Annotated in this window: 20 protein-coding genes; 9 read left to right on the top strand and 11 right to left on the bottom strand. The window is 46.5% G+C overall.

Annotated elements, in window-relative coordinates; translation table 11 throughout:
* Positions 1–48 precede the first annotated feature (48 nt).
* Positions 49–522, bottom strand: a complete 474-nt coding sequence (gene lysM / locus G8759_RS11725) for a peptidoglycan-binding protein LysM (protein ID WP_167208127.1) — start codon at positions 520–522, stop codon at positions 49–51.
* Between the two features lie 225 nt (positions 523–747).
* On the opposite strand from lysM, the gene G8759_RS11720 reads away from it, so the two are divergent.
* A complete protein-coding gene (locus G8759_RS11720; RefSeq protein WP_167208125.1) occupies positions 748–1,524 on the top strand; it encodes an outer membrane beta-barrel protein in 777 nt (258 codons plus the stop codon).
* A gap of 73 nt (positions 1,525–1,597) precedes the next feature.
* On the opposite strand, the gene G8759_RS11715 is transcribed toward G8759_RS11720, so the two are convergent.
* The gene (locus tag G8759_RS11715; RefSeq protein ID WP_232074213.1) at positions 1,598–2,206 is read right to left on the bottom strand and encodes a hypothetical protein; all 609 of its coding nucleotides are present in this window, start codon (positions 2,204–2,206) and stop codon (positions 1,598–1,600) included.
* Between the two features lie 68 nt (positions 2,207–2,274).
* Positions 2,275–2,613 (bottom strand): winged helix-turn-helix transcriptional regulator, encoded by a 339-nt coding sequence (locus G8759_RS11710; protein WP_167208123.1) that lies wholly within the window; start codon positions 2,611–2,613, stop codon positions 2,275–2,277.
* Positions 2,614–3,275: 662 nt separating this feature from the next.
* Between G8759_RS11710 and miaA the strand changes: the two genes are divergently transcribed.
* The gene (gene miaA / locus G8759_RS11705) at positions 3,276–4,175 is read left to right on the top strand and encodes a tRNA (adenosine(37)-N6)-dimethylallyltransferase MiaA (protein ID WP_167208121.1); all 900 of its coding nucleotides are present in this window, start codon (positions 3,276–3,278) and stop codon (positions 4,173–4,175) included.
* Between the two features lie 51 nt (positions 4,176–4,226).
* Here the strand turns inward: miaA and G8759_RS11700 are convergent, their stop codons facing one another.
* The 8 genes from G8759_RS11700 to G8759_RS11665 all read right to left on the bottom strand — a co-directional run bounded on the left by G8759_RS11700 (position 4,227) and on the right by G8759_RS11665 (position 11,376).
* Positions 4,227–4,520, bottom strand: coding sequence for a rhodanese-like domain-containing protein (locus tag G8759_RS11700; RefSeq protein ID WP_162386339.1), 294 nt, complete (start codon positions 4,518–4,520; stop codon positions 4,227–4,229).
* A gap of 74 nt (positions 4,521–4,594) precedes the next feature.
* Positions 4,595–6,562, bottom strand: coding sequence for a T9SS type A sorting domain-containing protein (locus tag G8759_RS11695; RefSeq protein ID WP_167208119.1), 1,968 nt, complete (start codon positions 6,560–6,562; stop codon positions 4,595–4,597).
* Positions 6,563–6,585: 23 nt separating this feature from the next.
* Complete coding sequence (locus G8759_RS11690) at positions 6,586–7,365, bottom strand: PASTA domain-containing protein (protein ID WP_162386341.1); 780 nt, start codon at positions 7,363–7,365, stop codon at positions 6,586–6,588.
* A 140-nt stretch (positions 7,366–7,505) separates the two neighbouring features.
* A complete protein-coding gene (locus G8759_RS11685) occupies positions 7,506–8,099 on the bottom strand; it encodes a riboflavin synthase (protein ID WP_167208117.1) in 594 nt (197 codons plus the stop codon).
* 77 nt (positions 8,100–8,176) lie between these two features.
* Positions 8,177–8,941, bottom strand: a complete 765-nt coding sequence (locus G8759_RS11680) for a class I SAM-dependent DNA methyltransferase (protein WP_167208115.1) — start codon at positions 8,939–8,941, stop codon at positions 8,177–8,179.
* Complete coding sequence (locus G8759_RS11675) at positions 8,938–9,876, bottom strand: glycosyltransferase family 2 protein (RefSeq protein WP_167208113.1); 939 nt, start codon at positions 9,874–9,876, stop codon at positions 8,938–8,940. The genes G8759_RS11680 and G8759_RS11675 overlap by 4 nt, the downstream gene beginning before the upstream one ends.
* Before the next feature lie 4 nt (positions 9,877–9,880).
* Positions 9,881–10,972 carry a DegT/DnrJ/EryC1/StrS family aminotransferase gene (locus G8759_RS11670; protein ID WP_167208111.1) on the bottom strand — a complete coding sequence of 364 codons (1,092 nt, stop codon included), beginning with the start codon at positions 10,970–10,972 and terminating at the stop codon, positions 9,881–9,883.
* Positions 10,969–11,376 carry a sugar 3,4-ketoisomerase gene (locus tag G8759_RS11665; RefSeq protein ID WP_167208109.1) on the bottom strand — a complete coding sequence of 136 codons (408 nt, stop codon included), beginning with the start codon at positions 11,374–11,376 and terminating at the stop codon, positions 10,969–10,971. The genes G8759_RS11670 and G8759_RS11665 overlap by 4 nt, the downstream gene beginning before the upstream one ends.
* Before the next feature lie 192 nt (positions 11,377–11,568).
* Between G8759_RS11665 and G8759_RS11660 the strand changes: the two genes are divergently transcribed.
* The 7 genes from G8759_RS11660 (at position 11,569) to G8759_RS11630 (ending at position 20,134) form a co-directional block, all read left to right on the top strand.
* Positions 11,569–12,204, top strand: a complete 636-nt coding sequence (locus G8759_RS11660; protein WP_167208107.1) for a DUF1684 domain-containing protein — start codon at positions 11,569–11,571, stop codon at positions 12,202–12,204.
* Positions 12,205–12,309: 105 nt separating this feature from the next.
* On the top strand, positions 12,310–14,754 hold the full coding sequence (gene pheT, locus G8759_RS11655) for a phenylalanine--tRNA ligase subunit beta (RefSeq protein ID WP_167208105.1): 2,445 nt from the start codon (positions 12,310–12,312) through the stop codon (positions 14,752–14,754).
* Between the two features lie 90 nt (positions 14,755–14,844).
* Positions 14,845–15,183, top strand: a complete 339-nt coding sequence (locus tag G8759_RS11650) for a coiled-coil domain-containing protein (RefSeq protein ID WP_167208102.1) — start codon at positions 14,845–14,847, stop codon at positions 15,181–15,183.
* Positions 15,184–15,230: 47 nt separating this feature from the next.
* A complete protein-coding gene (locus G8759_RS11645) occupies positions 15,231–15,518 on the top strand; it encodes a cell division protein ZapA (RefSeq protein WP_162386350.1) in 288 nt (95 codons plus the stop codon).
* A gap of 105 nt (positions 15,519–15,623) precedes the next feature.
* The gene (gene rny / locus G8759_RS11640) at positions 15,624–17,234 is read left to right on the top strand and encodes a ribonuclease Y (protein ID WP_167208100.1); all 1,611 of its coding nucleotides are present in this window, start codon (positions 15,624–15,626) and stop codon (positions 17,232–17,234) included.
* Between the two features lie 183 nt (positions 17,235–17,417).
* Positions 17,418–18,071: a DUF4230 domain-containing protein gene (locus tag G8759_RS11635; protein WP_167208098.1), complete on the top strand. Its 654-nt coding sequence runs from the start codon at positions 17,418–17,420 to the stop codon at positions 18,069–18,071.
* A 56-nt stretch (positions 18,072–18,127) separates the two neighbouring features.
* On the top strand, positions 18,128–20,134 hold the full coding sequence (locus tag G8759_RS11630) for a M1 family aminopeptidase (RefSeq protein WP_167208096.1): 2,007 nt from the start codon (positions 18,128–18,130) through the stop codon (positions 20,132–20,134).
* The last annotated feature ends 14 nt before the right edge of the window (positions 20,135–20,148 follow it).

Genomic DNA, 20,148 nt, shown 5'->3' with positions numbered 1-20,148 from the left:
TGTGTGATTATCTGCATAATCACACAGCCCTCAAAAATTTCAATACAATTACAACGTAGGAATACGCAATACCTGATCAGGATAGATCAGATCCGGATCTTTCAGCATTGGCTTGTTAGCCTCGAAAATAACGCCGTATTTCATTGGATCACCATAAACTTCCTTGGCGATTTTTGACAATGAATCTCCCGATTTCACCGTGTAATATTTCCCTTCTGGAGTCGGCTCGGCCACATCCAGTTGGTTATCCACTGCGCTAACACCTTCTACATTACCAACAGCTAAAGCGATCTTTTCTGAGTCTTCCTGCGACTTAACAGAACCTGTCAGCGTAACAGTATCACCTTTCGTTTTAACAGTCAGACTGTTATACGACAATCCCAATTGTTTGACATGATCAAGCAATGCCTGGGCACGTACTGGTTCGACCTTTTCTGCTTGTACCGGATCAGCGGGGGGGGCCGTTTGCTCCTTATGGAAGATCTTTTCTCCAACTCCTTTGAAAAACGATAAGAGACCCATTCGTTTAGCGTGGTTTATAGTGAAACATCAATTTAACGGTCGGCAAATAAGCCAATAAATCTATTTCAAACAACCATCCTACCCTGTTAATGTTTACTCTATTATCAAGAAAGGCTAATAACAATTCGATAATAAAGCCCGTTTTAGATGCAGGAACGCTTATTTTCGCGCTTCAACGTCAATTATTTCTCATTTTTTTACTATTGGTAGTTAGCTGACTCATTCATGAAACGACTAAAACTTGCTGCGCTGGTGTTCTTCACAAGTACGGTAACTGCATTAGCTCAGGGTAATTTTGAAGGTGGCCTTAAAGGAGGTGCCACATTCACACATGGTCACACAACAATCCCGTCAGTTCCCCTTTCCGCTTCTCTTGCCATTCCTCAGTTGAATAATCAGAATAACGGGGTTGGCTATGGCTATTCGTTCGGACTTTGGGGTCGCCAGAACTTCAACAAATTCTTTATACAGGTTGAAGTTGACTACAATAGGTTCGTTCTCAATCAGAAAACGGACTTCACAGTACCCGCAGCCGTTGCTGCCGTTCTGGCTGGCCAAACGCTTCCTGCACAAATACCGGCTTCAACTCCCGCCAGCATCAATACCGTTTCGGAATCAGTACTTGAATCCGTCAATATTCCAATCTTACTTGGCAAAAAATGGGCGGGTGGTAAATTACGGGCATTCATTGGGCCAAATCTGCTGTTTACAACCAAAGCCCAGGCTAAGCGAACATCGACAGCAACAATTTTGTCGCTTAGTATCCCAACGCCGGAAACGACATCTGATTTAAAAAATCCGAACCCACAAAGCCCTACGGAAAGTATTCTTGAGGTTAAATCATTTACATACGCGGCCGAAATTGGCGTCGGGTATACATTCTTCAATCGCTTGGATCTCGACGCCCGGTATGCGGTACCCGTGGGCGGAATCTACAAAAACAAAGATATTACCGGTTATCTGGGTATTGCCACTTTATCACTTGGCATTCGATTATTTTAGGAAAAGAAGTTCCCGGGAAAAAAGAGAACGCAACCGTATGGCTGCGTTCTCTTTTTTCCCGGGAACGTGTGAACTATCTGCCTGCCGATTGGTCGGTTGGCTGATCTGGAATAAGCGTAAAGGATTGCCCACTGGGCCGCAACCGGTATCTTTGCATCTTTACTCCGCCGGTTGGTTCAGCATTGGCATCCCCCGAGTTGTAAATCGGGAATTTCCGGCACAGAACGTCCCGCTCGACCCACAGACTGTCATGTCCCATATAGCCTTCAAAGCCTTTTAACCAGTTTGGAGTCTGAATAGGAGCCATTCGTTCGGGTAAGAACTGCCAGCCATAAACTCGTCCAAATGACCCGCTTCCATCGCTGGTGCTGTAGACATACAGCTCAGGAAATCGGTTGTTATCCAGATCGGCGACTTCAGCACCAGTAACGGCTCCATCGACGCGGGTATGGAAATTGGTGAGCAATAAAGTGCCCCGATACGCCTTTACGGCCAGATCACGAACGGCACCACTATCAGTTGCCGTAATGGTGAATGTATAAATGTTAAATCGTAATGAGGTTTCATACAGAACAGTTGTAGCAGTGGTTGCCTGGCGATAAATGCTGCTCTGAAGAGGAGCAACGTCTGGCCTCAGCAACCATAACACACCCGCAAAAAAACTGCTAATCAAAAGTTTCATGTATTCTTCGTACCCAGCGATTCAGATCGAATAACGATACGAAGCCAAAAATAGTTACGTCCTTACAACTATGGCACAAGAAACGTTTTTCCAATGACCATTATCTGTTGTAAAATAGGTAGTATTTCCCGTGCTTTTTCGGTAAGGCCGTATTCAACACGTGGAGGGACTTCGTTATACGATTTTTTCTGTAGCACCCCTAGTGCTACTAAAGCTTTCAACTCCTGGATCAATACTTTTTCGCTGACATCAGGTACCATTCGGCGCAATTCACCATATCGTCGATCCTGTTCACTTAATTGGAAAATAATGTAAAGGCGCCATTTGCCGCAAATAATATCCAATGTTTTTTTCAGAACCGGATGCGAGACGTCAGATAGGATTTGAGTATGGGTATTATCGTTCATGGGAAAGGATCACACTAACCTTTTGGTGTGCAACATACTGATTAGTAGGTAATTGTACCAACATGGGCAAATATAAATGATTATGCCAACTTTATTATATATGACAAAACCTTAGATTGAGCCACATCTAAAAAAGCACTTGTAACTACCTACCATTCAGCAGAAAGCCCTTTAGCTAAGTAAGCAGCAAAAAGCGTTTTTTTAGTATCTATCTCTATAAACTGGCATCTTCGGATATAGTTAAAAAATCACGCAAAATAATTAATACAAAATTTAAAAATAATAGTTACATATCAGAGATGAATCATTATACTATTTCTGGTTAGATGAACTTTATTATTGTATAAATTTCTAATAAATTCCTCCTTGTTCATAGACTCGAAATCCTGAATAAATATGTTTATGTGAGCTAAATTTTTTGAGCTAAATAAGTATAATTAACCATAGAAGTTAAGTGATTAAATACCCGTAATTAATACAATATTTTTCACAATTCTTCTTAACCATCAGTCGGAAATAATTTACTTAGCCAGTCAGGAATGAACGGATTAGAAAGTAAATGCCTGACAGCCATATCGATGCAATACAACGAGATGCCTATAGAGCCCTTACGCTTAAAAGCTACTACTTTTGTCTTTTCTGGTATTTTGTATTTATAGTAGTTGAAGACATTGCTCATCGTAGCCGGGCCTACAGCTGTAGGTAAAACGGCTCTCTGCGTCCGGCTCGCCCGGTCACTCCATACCGACGTCGTTTCTGCTGACTCACGGCAGCTATATCGTGAATTGAACATCGGTACAGCCAAGCCCAGGCCTGATGAAATGCAGGGTGTCCGGCATTATTTTATCGATTCCCATTCGATAACCGACGCCGTAAATGCGGGCCGTTATGAGCGCGAATGCCTGGCTTTATTAGATGAACTCTTTCAGAAAAAAGACATTATAATTTTATCGGGCGGAACCGGTCTTTACATCAATGCCGCATCTTTTGGCCTGGATGATATGCCTCCCGTAGACCCGAACCTACGTCAGCAATTACGAATCAGGTGGCAAACAGAAGGGTTAGAAGTGCTTCAGAATGAATTACGTCGACTAGATCCTACCTATGTAGAAACTGCCGATATGCAAAACCCCGCCCGAGTATTGCGTGCGCTGGAGGTCTGTTTATCAACGGGAAAACCCTATTCATCGTTTCGACAACAACGCAAGGCTAATCGCCCTTTCCAATCGATGTTTATTGCCCTCGATCGGCCGCGCGAAGAACTTTACGACCGCATCGATGCCCGAATGGATGCCATGCTCAATGCCGGATTAGTTGATGAAGCTCAATCACTCCTTCCCTATCGGCATTTGTCTGCGCTCCAAACGGTGGGCTACCAGGAAATTTTTCCTTATCTGGATGGTGATTATGATTACGACGAGATGGTGCGTTTACTCAAACGCAACTCCCGGCGTTATGCCAAACGGCAACTCACCTGGTTTCATAATCAGGGCGACTATCACTGGTTCGGCCCTGAAGATGACAAAGCGATTTTTGAGTTGGCAGTAGGCGGTCTACAGTAGGCCGTTTGCTCATTGCTTACTGCTCACTGAAGACTGCCTACTGTCGATTATTTATTGTGCCCGGTAGGCCAGCATGCCGCCAATAACATTGCGAACATTGTTGAAACCATTCTGTTCCAGAATTTGCTGAGCCATCGCGCTACGCTTACCCGACCGGCAATGAACAATTACTTCTTCATCCTGAAGGCCGTCGAGCTCGTCAAGTTGATACGGCAAATCACCTAATGGAATAAGCTGTGCGCCAATGTTATCGGCTTCGTATTCGTTTGGTTCCCGGACGTCGATAAGATTCAATTTTTCGCCTTTTTCAAGCCGTTCTTTCAATTCCTGTACTGTAATATCCATGTTTATCTTAAGCAATAAAATGTTCTGTTTGGGTTTATGCCCCGGAAAAGTGCAACACTAAACAACATGCCTGTTTAGTGTTGAATAATTACTTTTTGAATAGCTGACCGATCGCTCTCAACGAATCGAAGCAGATACAAACCATCGGGCAGATGACTCAGATCTAACGTTTGCTGCCCCCGACTTGGTTCGACTGAATGCAGGATTCGGCCAGTCAGATTGATTACGTCCAATCGATTTACTCGTTGACTGTCCCAATGAATGAGTCCTGTTGTTGGATTAGGGTAGGCCTGTAGTGGAATCTGTGGTCTAGGTTCGTCAATAGCGGTTACAAGGCCCGTTCCTTTACCGCCCATTACCGGACGAAGCATAAACGCACCGAGCAAATTTACGCCTGCATTATTGGGGCTAGTCGCATTCGCTAAGTTCTGTTCCCAGAGACTTCCTCCATTATAGAAAATCTGCGAACCGAAGGGACTGTTTTTGTCAAAACCCAATCGCAGAAATGTTGTATCAATCGTACTTATCTGCTGATAACCAATATAGAATGTATCTTTAACGGCAATACCTCTGTCAAACTGAAAGTTTATAAAACCATTGCGCGAGGGTGGATACTGCATGGTGAAGGCTTTTTGATAGAGGACTGGGCCTGGTTGTCCATCAACCTTTCCATTGTTGCTTCGGCCAGTATTACCATACACAGTAATCACAAAAGGCTGACCAGTCTGATTGGTCCGGAACGGCACAATACAGGCCTGAACGCCAGCCATTGTATCGGGTTTGTTCAGGATAAAGCGCACAGCAACCCGTTCGCGTGGTCCAAGCTGCAGGCCATACTCCCAGGTTCCATCGTCATAAGCATAGTAATTATCGAGTACCGCCCTGGTTGAAATGGTATCATTCTGCTTCAGTACACTGCCTGGAATAGTTGGATTCTGCTCATCTGACGTTTTTATGCTATACTCATACCGCAAAACAGCACGGGTGGCTCCACTAAGGCTCCTGGCTGAAATCGGTCGGACAGTTTTACGCAGTAAAGCTGACTCTCCAATCAGAAATCGGTTTGTAGCTTCTAGTGTATCGGCCTGCAACACCCGACCCGACACCTCATCACGAACGATGAAATTGTATTTCAGGTTGTTCAGTACATTGTTCAGGTTCCTGACATCGGTCGTAATGGTATCGGCCGTTTCAGCATCCGGCTTAACCAGATATTGGGCCAGCGGCATAGCTGTGTATCGTTTTAGAAACGGGCTCAGTGCCTGTCGCATAGCCGCATCCAGCACAAATTTATCGTTTGGTGAACGACCTTTATTCAGGTACACATAATCGATGTGCCAGGTATCGAATGGACCGGATGCCCGCCCAAACGAGCGAAACCGAAAAGCAAAGCCGGGGTGGAAATAGATTGGATTAGTAACTGGTACAAATGTCTGAATAAAATTATTGTTGGTTGTATCACCCGCAATTGCCCATACATTTCGCCATACATTGTCTTTTCCCAGAAACTGAAGCAATAGCGAATCGGCCGGCTGATTCACGATGGTATCAAATTTCGTAGTCGTATCACCGGGAACAACACTCTTCCTTGGCAAAATGGATATACTGCCTCCATCGGGCTGCTCGCCCAAGCCTTTAATCTGATAAAAGAAACTAAGATAAACGCCACTACTGGCAGTCATAGCGCCCAGATTAATAGGCTGGGATGTGAGCGTATCGGTATAATCCTGAGCGAGCTGATTAGTCTGAATATAGGGTAACCCATTGGCCCGTAATCCATCAAAGGTGGCTATGTTGACGGTGGGCTGATTAATACCCATCGTATTGTTAATGTAAACGCCACTGCCCGGCATCCAGAGCGCTGTATTCGGCTGCTCTCCTGTTGCACCGGATGGTTTCGAGAAATCATCGAAGAAAGGTAAGTTCAACGGGGTTTGGGCCAAGCCAATCGACGCTGACAACAAACAAGCCAAAAGAAGAAAACCGCATAAAAACACCCGACGAATGTATCGATGCGGAATAACAGGTAGCGCAATATCCATGTATAATCGGTTCCCGAAACGGGTTATTCCTGATTTGGTTCAATCGGCCCTACAACCCACAAATCCATTGTTTCGCCAACACGGATTCGCTCGCCCGATCGGGCTTCGGGCCGTTGCCGAACAACCGTACCAACTTCCTTTTCAGGATCTTCTACGGAAATTTTCGTGCCAACTTTCAGGTTCGAGCCACGAATAGCCGCTTCGGCCTCATCAAGTTGCAATCCTACAACGTTAGGAACCTCAAACATCGTATTCCCTAGCCCATCGCCAACTTCAAGATCAATTCGGGCACCCTTTGGCACAGGAGTACCGGGCACAATTTCCTTGCCATTATAGAGCTGGCGGAGTACTGAATTCTTGGCGACATCCGGCACATAGGTCCGCTCGCCCTCAACCAATCCGAGCGATTCTAAGGTTCGGGCTGCGCTACGGTCGATCATATCGACCAGATTAGGCATCGATACCATCGGTGGAACGCGCTTAATAAGCGTAAGGTAGATTTTACGACCTTCTTTCACTTTTGAATTGGCCCGCGGATACTGCTGAAAGACTGTCAGTGGCTGCGCACCCGCCACAAATGTACAATCACTGACTTCATAGCGAAGATTACGGTCGTTCAGGATATTTTTCATCTCGTCAAAACTCAACTTGGAAACATCCGGAACGGTAATCGTTTGGCCATGATTGGTTGTAAATGGCAAATACACAAAAAAGAAACCCAGAAATAAAACGGCTACCAGAGCCAGGATGATGCCAATCTGAATCAGCAGGTCAGGAAGGGAGCGTGTGCTGATTTTAGCCATTCAGGTGATAAATTGCGTAATTAGGGATAAATAGTAAACGATGGATGGTAAATGAAGTCACAAGAAATCTACTACTATTTATGTATCCTCTTATTTGATTAGTTACCAATGGCCACAAAAGTAGCAGAATCTGAAAACGCTTACCGATAGCCTACCAGCATTTTTTTAATATACTTCCCTACAACGTCAAATTCCAGATTAACAATATCTCCGGATTTCAGATCCCGAAAACTCGTGTGTTCATACGTGTAGGGTATAATTGTTACCCGAAAACCGTCGTCATGTGAATTGAAAACGGTTAGACTGACTCCATTGATACAAATCGATCCTTTTTCAACTGTTACATTGCCCGCCAGATTGGGGTCGTACTGAAAATCAAACAGCCAGCTCCCATCCAGATCCTGCACATTGGTGCAGATTCCCGTTTGGTCGACATGACCCTGAACGATATGGCCATCAAACCGACCATTGGCAGGCATGCATCGCTCCAGATTGACCCGTTCGCCAATCTGAAGCTGACCCAGATTGGTTTTTTTCAGGGTTTCGTCAACGGCCGTTACCGTATAGCTTCCATCGGCAACGCTCGTAACAGTCAGGCAGACGCCATTATGGCTGACACTTTGATCAATTTTCAATTCAGCAGCCAGCGACGATTCAATACGAAAGGTCAAATTAGTGCCCTCAGCTTCGATACCTGCCACCAGGCCAGTGGTTTCTATGATTCCAGTAAACATTTCTAATCGTTAATTACGTAGCTCCACCAGCTAACCAATTTGGGGATTATCACATCCTGCAAACTACCACAATCAGTTTAAACTGGCTTCGAGACTATAAACAGCGAACTTCCAAATGGGGTTCGGGGAAGGATTTTTGCTTCGGCGCTGACAATCGCATAAAGCGTTTCGTTAAGCCATGCGCCGGGCAAATATACATCCGACTGGACATTTTCGGGCTTTATCCAGCCAGATCGAAGCTGCCAGCTTTGCCACTGCCGGATCGCCAGGATGAGCGGTGACAAAATAAAACTCCAATACGTTGCTTTTCTGATGCGTAATCCAGCATCTGGCATCAGCTGATTAAAATCGGACTGAACAAACCTTCGGCCACTTCCTACAGCCAGATCGTGCTCCCCCCGAAATACATTGAAGGCGTTGTTGTTACTGATCAGCAGCCCATCGGGTTTAAGTCGATGAGCCAGCGCTTTTACTAAATTGAGCAAATCGTCATCCTCGAAATAGCAAAAGACATCGTTGCAGACAATGACATCGTAGCGTTCATCCGGTCTAAAGGCAGCCAGTTCATTCAGATTGACTAATACAACGGGTAAGCCGCGTTCATGACAGAACGCTACGGCATCCGTCGATCCATCGATACCATTGAGATTTTTGTAGCTGAGTTTTCGCAAAAAGTCCAGTAACCCACCGGTTCCACAACCCGCATCTAGAATCTGAATATCCCGACGCTCACCGAAGTAGTTTTTGATTGTAGCAGCTACGCGCTCATGCAGAATACGATACCACCATAACTGCCCTTCCAGCCGAAACATTTTTTCATATTCTCCTCTGTGCTCAATCATTGTAACTCGTCAGCTGAATGTCGATTTGATTGTTTCTTTTCTACATAGGTAGGAAGCCCGCTATAGGCCATAAACAGTTTACCCAGATATTCGCCTATTATGCCTAAAAAGAGGAGCTGTAACCCGCTGGCGGTTCCAATTGCCCAACAGACAATAATCCATCCCGCAGGATTTATGAGATCAGTTATATAGCCTATCCACAACCCGGTACCCATTATTAACCCGAAGCCGAACAAAACAACACCAATCATCGTGAAGACACGAATTGGCCAGAGCGAATACCCAATAAATACAGTCAAAAACAGAGCGACCAGTTTCCTGATCGTATAGTTTGAGCGACCTTCCGTACGGCTATGATGAGGTACTTCGACCCGGCCAATGTTCGCTGTAACCCGAAAAATCAAGCCGTCAATATAGGGGTATGGTCCTTTGTATTTAATAATCTCTTCGACAACTTCACGACGAATAAGTTTGAAACTGGACAGATACAAATCACGCGGTTTATCCAGCGAATATGTTGTTAACGTGTTAACCAGCCAACTACCTGCGTTTCGGAACCAGTGATGTTGCTTTTGGGCATAATAACTGTAAACCACGTCATAGTTACCGACTGTTGCTTTCGTGAGCAGGGTCAGTATCGCTTCGGGAGGGTTCTGAAAATCGTCGTCAATAATAACGACATACTGGCCTTTTGCATGGTTTAGTCCACACATGACGGCGTTAAACTCACCGAAATTTCTGCGTAATGAAATAAAGCGAACGTTGGTATACTTATCGGCAACTTGTAAACAAACGGCTTCTGAATCATCGGCACTACCATCGTTCACTAATACCACCTCAAACGAATGCTGCGTTATACAGGACTGCAACCGTTCTACCAGTGGCCCAATTGTCCGCTCGCTATTGTAGACTGGTATAACGACGCTTAGCTCCATATCATCAGTCGCTAAATTGATTTATCGTGTCAATTATATAAATCACCTCTTCGTCTGTCAGCGATGGATTGAGTGGCAAACTGAGTACTTCACCATGCAGTTGCTCCGAGATTGGCAGCGAGCAGTGAGCATACTGTTTGTAAGCATGTTGCCTGTGAGGTGGAATGGGGTAATGAACATCCGTACCAATACCTCGTTCAAGCAGAAATGTGCGCAGTATATCGCGCCGAGGGTATCTGATCACAAACAAATGCCAAACATCCTCTTCAAGTTGATCGGCCGGTGGCAATAGCACTTCAGGATTGGCAATACCCGTCAGATACAGTTTTGCCAATGTTCTGCGTCGCTTATTTTCCAGCATCAGCGATGGTAATTTTGCCGACAAAATAGCGGCTTGTAGTTCATCCAGGCGGCTGTTGTGTCCGATAAAATTATTGACGTATTTCTGCGATGATCCATAATTCCGCAACGCCCTGATCCGGTCAGCCAGAACATCGTCGTTTGTGGTAATGGCCCCGGCATCACCTAAAGCACCCAGGTTTTTGCTGGGATAAAAACTCCAACCGGCAGCATCTCCAAGGTTTCCTGCCTGTTTTCCGTTATAAGTTGCACCGTGGGCCTGAGCAGCATCTTCCAGAATAGTCAGGCCATATTTTTCGGCTACCTCACGAATCGGCCCCATATCACAGCAGCGACCGTATAAATGAACAGGGAGAATCGCTCTGGTGCGGTCGGTTATAGCCGCTTCAATACAGGCTGGGTCAAGGAGATAGGTATTCGGATCAGGTTCGACCCAGACAGGTATCAGGTTAGCCAGTGTAACGCTGAGGACGGATGCGATATAGGCATTGGAAGGTACGATTACTTCACTATTGGCCGGGAAGTCCCACGCTTTCAGTACCAGCGTGAGTGCGTCAAGCCCGTTGGCAACGCCAATGCAGTGACGAGTTCCGCAAAAATCAGCAAACTGGCGTTCAAAGCGCTCAACTTCCTGCCCCAGAATATACCAGCCCGAATACAATACTCGCTCGTTGGCTTCACGTATCTGCTCCAGATGGGGTTGATTAATACGCTTTAAGTCCAGAAAAGGAATCATTCTGAATCGGCTAGTACCGACTCATCAGTACGTCGGCTGTTCGGGTAGGGTTCGTGGATATAGTCGTCTTTATCGTAAAGCTCATTCGAAACAACGAGCAGAATCGCATCGTCCGAAAATTCATCCATGATATGCCAGTCTTCAGGCTCCAGAACAAGGCACTGCCGCGGATCATCCAGATAATAAGTATTTTCTACCTTTCCGTTATGATTGTATACACGGCAACTTCCATTCAGACAAATAAGCGCATTCCACGCACGCACGTGACGATGACCGGCACGTGGATTCTGCCCAGCTCCATATATATAGAAAACCCGCTGGATTGTCCCCGGAATCACGTTTTCGAAGACAGTCAGGTTTCCGTTATCAGAAACAAATGTTTTTAGCTCGTAGAGTTTAGCCATTGACTAATGTGAAAATAAGCAATCTGGAGGGCTCTAAATTACCCAAAGATATTAAAGTAGGATTAAAAACTAAATTAAGTAAAAATCATCATTTGTAATGATAGTCACTTTAACACAAAGAAAGTGCAGTCTTGCGCGATTTATTTATATGATTTTAGCACATTATAAATAAAATTTCGCACGTTTGCAATTATGTTGACGAACAAATATTTATTAATTGGCCTTTCATTTCTTGTTCTGCTCGTTCTGTATTTCAGCTTTTTCGATGGCAATCAATCGGGTTCATCAGAAGGGCTGAATGCGTCTGTTCAACCTGAAGAATACAATCGACAACTACAGCAGGAACGTCAAAAAAAGGATCAGCTTTTCAAAAGCGGTACTGACTCACCAATTACAGATAAAGCGAATTTCAAAGGTCTCTCCTATTTTCCATCTGATCTGAACTTTAGAGTAATCGCTAAACTTGAGCCTTTCGCCGACAAAACGCAGAAGCTCGTTGTTCGAATGAGTGATGGCTCTGAGGAAGTTTATGATAAATTTGCCCATGCAGTTTTCACTCTTAATGGCGAAACATGCAGGCTACTTATTGTAAGAGTCCAAAATACGTATTCGATACTCTTCCGCGATGCGACCTCCGGTACTGAAACTTATGGTGGAGGCCGTTATCTGGAGATTGCCCCGGCCCAACTAACAGATTCACAGGCATTATTAGACTTTAATTCGGCCTATAATCCCTACTGTGCCTACAATCCTACTTTTGCCTGTCCATTGCCTCCTGCCGAAAATAAACTTCCTATAGCCGTAAAAGCGGGAGAACGCTATCATTGAACAGACAAGACGGGAGTAATAAAGCTGGGCAAATAGTTCTTTCTACTCCACTCCCCTTGTTCCTATTTCTCCTTACCTTTGCGATATTTATCGCATTGGCATCGTATGGAGATTTCCTATAAATGGTTGCAAGAGTATATTAATTTACCCGAGTCACCCGAAGAAGTAGGCAAAATACTGACCGGAACTGGCCTTGAAGTTGAAGGAGTCGAGAAAGTTGAGGCTATACCTGGTGGGCTGGAAGGCGTCGTCATTGGCGAAGTGCTGACCTGCACTCCCCACCCCGACGCCGATAAACTGAGTCTGACAACAGTGGATGTCGGTGCCGAACAACCACTTTCTATTGTTTGCGGAGCACCCAACGTTGCGGCTGGGCAGAAAGTGGTGGTAGCTCTTGTGGGAGCAACATTGCATCCAGCATCGGGAGAGCCATTCCAAATCAAGAAAGCCAAAATTCGTGGGGCTGCCTCCGAAGGGATGATTTGCGCCGAAGATGAAATCGGATTAGGGGTTTCTCATGCGGGCATTATCGTGCTGGACACGAGCGGGCCAGCGGCTCAAATACCCAATGGAACACCAGCCGCCCGCTATTTCAATCTCGAAGCCGACTATCAGATTGCGATCGGTCTGACTCCGAACCGCATCGATGCCGCTTCGCACTTCGGCACTGCCCGCGATCTGAAAGCTGCCCTGAACCGACCACTGAACATGCCATCAGTGGCCGATTTTGCAGTGAATAATCGTGATCTTACGCTCGACGTACGTGTAGAAGACCTTGCGGCCTGCCCGCGTTATGCAGGATTAACCATTACCGGGCTGACTGTTGGAGAGTCGCCAGACTGGTTGAAGAAACGATTGATCAGCATTGGGCTCAATCCGATCAACAACGTGGTGGATGTGACCAACTTTGTCTGTCATGACCTTGGGCAACCGCTCCACGCTTTCGACACAGGCAAGATTGCAGGTGCTCAGGTCATCGTTAAAACGTTGCCGGAAGGGACGCCCTTTGTAACCCTCGATGGCATCGAGCGCAAACTCAGCGCTACCGATCTCATGATCTGTGATGAAGAAAAACCGATGTGCATTGCGGGTGTTTTCGGTGGTCAAAATTCAGGGGTAACTGCCGAGACGACAAGCATCTTTCTGGAGTCGGCTTATTTTTCCCCGACATCTGTTCGAAAAACGGCCCAACATCATGGCCTTAAAACCGATGCCTCCTTCCGATTCGAGCGAGGTACCGACCCTAACATACCCGTATTCGCACTGAAACGTGCTGCTTTGCTGATTCAGGAAGTGGCAGGTGGTGTGGTGAGTTCTGAAATAACCGATCTGTATCCAGACCCTATAGAACCGTTCCGGGTGCTGGTACGCTACCGGAATATCGATCGGCTGATTGGCATAGCGATTGACCGGACAGAGATTCACCGTATCCTGAACGCGCTCGATATTCAGGCTGACGAAATGAGTGCCGACAGTTTCATCGCTGTTGTTCCTCCTTATCGAGTAGACGTTACGCGTGAAGCCGACGTTATTGAAGAAATATTGCGGATCTACGGGTTAGACAACGTGCCTTTATCGGTCACGCTTTCTGCCGACTCGCTATCTGAGTTTCCTAAAACCGACCCCAATCAGTGGCAAAGCCGTGTGGGCCAGCTTCTGGCGGCTAATGGCTTCTACGAAATTCTGACCCTCTCGCTTACCCGGCCAGCTTATAATGATGCAATCCGGTCTACGCTGCCTGGTGAGGACGTCACGTTACTGAATCCACTGAGCGAGGAATTATCGGTTATGCGGCAGACAATGTTGTTCTCATCACTCGAAACGCTGGTCTATAACCTGAACCGCAGGCAGAAAGATCTGAAGACATTTGAGTTTGGCAAGGTTTACCACAAGATCCAGAACGACGATGGAACCAGTAGATACAACGAGCGGATGCGGCTCAGCCTGGCATTGGCTGGTAATCAGGAAGCCGAAAGCTGGCTGCAAAAAGGCCAGGCAGTAGTTTACCATGATATAGCAACAGCAGCCCAGCGGGTGTTGAATCTATTTCGAATAAAATCGGTTGATACACAGCCTGCTGACCCTGCTATATTCCAGTATGGCTTGACTTATCTGGTTAATAAGAAACCGCTGGTAAGCTTGGGACTGGTTCAGCCAAAATTAACCAAACTGGTTGACTTGAAACAACCCGTTTTTTACGCCGATTTCGACTGGAGTGCCTTGCTGAAGCTGGCTAATACTAAAGCCCGTTACGCAGAAGTACCCCGTTTTCCGGAAGTCCGGCGCGATTTATCACTGGTGCTCGACAAGGCAGTTACATTCGAACAGATCAGCCGATTGGCTCATCAAACGGAACGCAAATTGTTACGTTCGATAAATGCCTTTGATGTATATGAGGGAGAAAGCCTGGGCGCGGGTAAAAAATCATACTCTGTTAGCTTTACGCTGCAAGACCCGACCCAGACACTGACTGATGCAGTTATCGAAAAAACCATGCAGCGGCTCATGACTGGTTTTGAGCGGGATCTGGGCGCCGTAATTCGTAAATAATGCGAAAATAAGTGCGAGCGAAATTGCATTTTGGGAGAGTACACTAGTCAATTGATCAATCACTCATTTACGTAATCACTCAAATAAACCGTGGTTAGTGAGCATCAAATCGTGGCATTGGTAGAGCAACTCGAACGCAAGATCGGGTTGCTAAAAGATGTATATGATGATGCCAAAAGGCGTATCAGGCAATTGGAAAGTCAGAATAACGACCTGAATAATCGCCTGAAGGAACAACAAACCCAAACAAAAGAGTTACAGAAAAAATTAGATAATTCAGAGAAAAAGGTACTAAAGTCAAAAGACTTTGGTATTATTGTAAGTACCAATCTGTCAGAGACAGATACGAATGCCGAATTAAAAAAACAACTCGACGAGTATATCCGGGAATTAGAACGGTGTATAGCTCACTTGAGTAGTTTGTCATAAACCCAAATTGGCTCCAGGCTTAAGCCTATTCTGAGCCGACCGCAGCGATGGAAGAACTGTCTATTCGCGTAAAAATTGCCGACCGATATTACAAACTGTTTGTAGAATCGGAGTCGGAAGCAATCGTGCGCGAGGCCGCCAAACTGCTTCAGGATGAACTGAAGCAATATCGGGATCTGGGCATCAGCGATACGCAGGATGCTTTAGCGCGAATAGCCTTCGATTGCCTGATTACCAAGCTCAGAGGAGAACGACAGGTGCAACGATTACAACAAATGGTGTTTGACAAAATAACTCAGTTAGATCAGGTCGTCACGCCGGCCATAACAACATAAAAAACGGCGGGTCACCCACCCCACAATGCTCCGGGTCATATACTGGGCACTCGTATCGCGGCAGGTTGAATGGTTTATTTGTTCACCCCAAACGATATAAGTACAATGGATATCCCACTTTGGTTAGCCGTCTTTGCCGCCCTTGCGGGTGGCGGAATCGGGCTAGTGATCGGTCGCCGGATGATGGCGGGCGCTCATGCCAAACGCGAACAGGAAGCTGAAGAAAAAGCAGCTTCTATATTGAAAAATGCAGAATTACAGGCCGAAACAATTAAAAAAGATCGGATGCTGGAAGCGAAAGAAAAATACCTTAAGCTGAAAGCCGAATTTGAAGAGACAACCAATCAGAAACGAAATCTACTTCTTCAGAACGAAACAAAACTCAAGCAGCGCGAGCAGCAACTTAGCCAACAGGCCGACCAGCAGCGAAACCGTGAAAACGAATTAAACCAGCAACGGAACGAACTTGCGCAACAGAAAAATAGCCTATCGCAGCAAATCGATGCGCTTAACCGACGGAAAGAAGATGTTGATCGTCGTCAACAGGAGGCCGACCGTATGCTGGCCGATCAGGTTGCGCAACTCGAAAAAATAGCTGGCCTCTCCGCCGATCAGGCCCGTGAACAACTTGTTGATACGCTAAAGGCCGAAGCTGAAACCAGGGCGTCATCGTACATCAAAAATATTGTTGAGGAAGCCAAACTAACGGCTACCAAAGAAGCCAAAAAGGTGGTTATCGAAACCATCCAGCGGACAGCTACCGAACATGCCATCGAAAACTGCGTTTCGGTTTTCAACATCGAATCCGACGATGTAAAAGGGAAGGTCATTGGCCGGGAAGGTCGTAATATTCGAGCCCTGGAAGCAGCAACCGGCGTCGAAATCATTGTCGATGATACGCCCGAAGCCATCATTATTTCCGGTTTCGATCCGGTTCGGCGCGAAATTGCCCGATTATCACTACACCGACTCGTGCAGGACGGCCGCATTCACCCGGCTCGCATTGAAGAAATAGTTGCCAAAACCCGTAAAAATATTGAAGATGAAATCGTGGAGATCGGTGAGCGAACCGTTATTGATCTCGGCATTCACGGCCTTCATCCCGAGCTGATCAAGATGGTTGGGCGGATGCGATTCCGGTCCAGCTACGGCCAGAACCTGCTCCAGCACTCTCGCGAAGTAGCTAAACTCTGCGCCACCATGGCGGCTGAATTAGGGCTGAATGCCAAGCTGGCTAAACGTGCCGGCCTCCTTCATGACATTGGCAAAGTTTGGCCCGAAGAAGCCGAACTGCCCCATGCCATTCTGGGCATGGAGTTAGCCAAGAAATACAAAGAGAATCCCGAAGTAATCAATGCCATTGGTGCCCACCACGATGAAATCGAGATGACGAGTATGATCTCGCCCATCGTTCAGGTTTGTGATGCCGTTTCGGGCTCACGGCCGGGTGCCCGTCGTGAAATGATGGAATCGTACATCAAACGGCTCAAAGAACTGGAAGAACTGGCAGGCAACTTCCCAGGTGTAACGAAATGTTATGCGATTCAGGCTGGTCGCGAACTACGCATTATGGTCGATGCCGATCACGTTTCAGATGAGCGGGCAGGTGTGTTATCCTACGAAATTTCGCAGAAGATCGAAAAGGAAATGCAATACCCTGGCCAGATCAAAGTGACGGTTATCCGGGAGATGCGGGCGGTGGCCTACGCGAAGTAGTCGTCAGTCGATAAAATTTATAGATACGAAAGGGGGTCATTGCTGGCCCCTTTTTGTTTTCAACAAACCCACGCAAAATCCGTTTCTTTGCCAGCGTATAAGCAGGTTATTTCCTGCTTTTTGCCAATCAGCGAGTGACACCCGGAAGTGTAAGTCGTCAAACGATAACTTGATTTTAACCCAATGGATTTCTTAACCACCGTACTTCTTCTCATTGTCGGCGCAGGCGGAGGTGTTGCTTTCGCGAATTTTCTGCGTAATCGTTCAGGTGTCACAGACGTCCGCCATGAATCAACCCTCCTACTGGAACGCATCGAGAAAGTATTCAAGGTCGTCATGGCCGAAGGGTACTTCTCGGAAATTTATAATTATCAGGATCAAAAGAAAATTCTTTATTTGCTCAATGACCCCAAAAAGGCAATGGTCATTGCAAAGTCAAAGGTTCTGGTTGGCTTTGATTTTGCTAAAGTCCGGTTTCGGGCTTCCGACACTGGCGATAAGAAATTAATCATCGAATCGTTTCCGGAGCCAGAAGTGCTGTCCATAGATACCGACTACAAATTCTATGACATTCAGGCAGGAATCCTTAACCACTTTAGCGGAGCTGATTATACGCAGATTCTGGATGAAGCCAAGCAGGCAATGAATGATCGGGCCTTACAGAGCGATCTGCCTAAAATTGCCAACAATCAGATTCAGTACATGATGTATCAGCTCGCCAGTTCGATGGGCTGGCAACTTCAGCTCCCCGAGGCTGAACAGCGACAACTCGATGTCTTGAAGGAACGGGCAGAAGAAAAAATAAAGGAGCAAAAACAACTATCATCAGGCCAATAACTTTCCATTCGTTTCAGCGTTTTCGGGTATAGTACCTCAATAGGTGCAGTTCTATTATGCGTTTAGTCTCTATTTTTTTTCTTCTACTTTCGCATCTTACTCAGGCACAGACCGACACACTTGATGACGGCGGAGTAGCCTGTCGGACAGGCAAAGTTGGCTATTATGATCGATTAGCCACGAATCCTAAAGCGCGTATTGCCTTTGCTGGCGATCCGACCATCGACGTTACCTATTATGGCCTTGATCTTTCTCTGACTCACACGCCAAATTACCTGAAGGGGGTTGCCACGATTACGCTCAGAAGTACAAGCTCAATCCGTAGTTTCTTTCTGGATCTGAACTCAACTACGACGCCAACAGGACAGGGGTTGCGCGTTGATTCCGTAAAAGCCGGTAATCAGAAACTCACCTATCAGCATGCGCAAAATCAACTAACCATTACTCCTTCGCAACCATTGACTACTGGGCAGGCGCTGACGTTAACCGTCTACTATCAGGGCATTCCCAATAGCCGTGACTTGGGCACTTTTGTATTCAGCAAACACGAATCGACTACCGATCCGGTAATCTGGAGTTTGAGTGAGCCCTACGGTGCACCGGACTGGTTCCCCTGCAAAGACACTCCCGGCGACAAAGCCGATTCATCAGCGGTCAGCATTACAGCACCCGCCCGATTTGTATCCGTTTCCAATGGAATCCTGATCGGCACCACCGACAACCCTGATGGCACCCGAACCTATCGCTGGCGAAACAGCTACCCAATTGCCCAATACCTGATCTCCATTGCGCTGACAAACTACGAGCGTTATGACACCCCGGCAACGCTCCCAACTGGTGGGCCTCCCTTGCCAATTACCCACTACATTTATCCGGAAACCTTACCGAAGGTTAAAGCCGCTCTGGATCAGACACCCGCCATGATTCAGTTATTTACCGATCGTTTTGGACCATATCCATTTTTGCGCGAAAAATATGGCCATGCGCAGATTGGCCTGAATACAGGTGGGATGGAGCATCAAACAATTTCATCGATGGAAGAGCGGGCGTTAACGCCGAATGTTATCGCTCATGAGTTGGCCCACCAATGGTTTGGCGACAAGATCACCTGCCGCGACTGGCAGAATATATGGCTTAATGAAGGATTTGCCTCTTATGCCGAAACAATCTATGCCGAGTCGACAACGGGAATGACGGGATACCAAACGGCCATCACTAATTTCATGAATCGCGCCCGTAACGCCCGTGGCTCCATATACGTCCAGAATATTACCAACTTCGGCAATATTTTCGATGGTAACCGCACTTATGCAAAAGGAGCAACTGTACTGCATATGCTCCGGGGTGTTGTGGGTGATGAGACATTTTTCAAGATTCTTCGTGCATACGCAGCCTCACCGACCGTTGCCTACAAATCGGCCGTAACAGACGATTTTCAGGCCGTTGCAGAACAGGTTTCCGGTCAAAAATTAGGCTATTTCTTCCAGCAGTGGATTTACGGCGAAGGGTATCCAACCTACCGCGCCACAGCTTCGATCATAAACGGGTCGCGTACTATACAACTACGGCTTGAACAACGCAATACGGTTGCCACTAACCCTGCTTCGTTTACAATGCCGGTTCAAATACGGGTGCAATCGGCCTCAGGCGATACAACCGTAACAGTGTTAAACGATCAAGCCGATCAGACCTTTACCTTACCTACGCGCGGGGCGGTAACGGGCGTGTTGATAGACCCGGCCAATTTAATTCTGAAAACAGTCGAACCCGTTGTTCTGGCCCCCATAACGGCGATTAACGAACCCGTGTCGGGTCCTATACGCGTATACCCAAATCCAACAGTAGAAACCTTGACCGTTGATTTTTCAGCACAGTCGGCCGGACCTGTCACATTAACGCTGACGAGTATGCTCGGGCAGAGGCTGCGAACCATAACCGAGTCAATTCCCGGTGCTGGCGATTATTCCCGAACAGTTAATTTACGCGGCCTTCCTTCCGGACGTTATATACTCACAATTGATCAAAAAAATAGTCAAACTACCCAAGTCGTTTTAATTCATTGATTACTTTCGTGGAC

The sequence above is a fragment of the Spirosoma aureum genome (genome assembly GCF_011604685.1).
In the GTDB taxonomy this organism is placed as follows: Bacteria; Bacteroidota; Bacteroidia; order Cytophagales; family Spirosomataceae; genus Spirosoma; species Spirosoma aureum.
The sequence above is the reverse complement of the archived record's forward strand: the minus strand, read 5'-3'. Positions and strand labels throughout refer to the sequence as shown.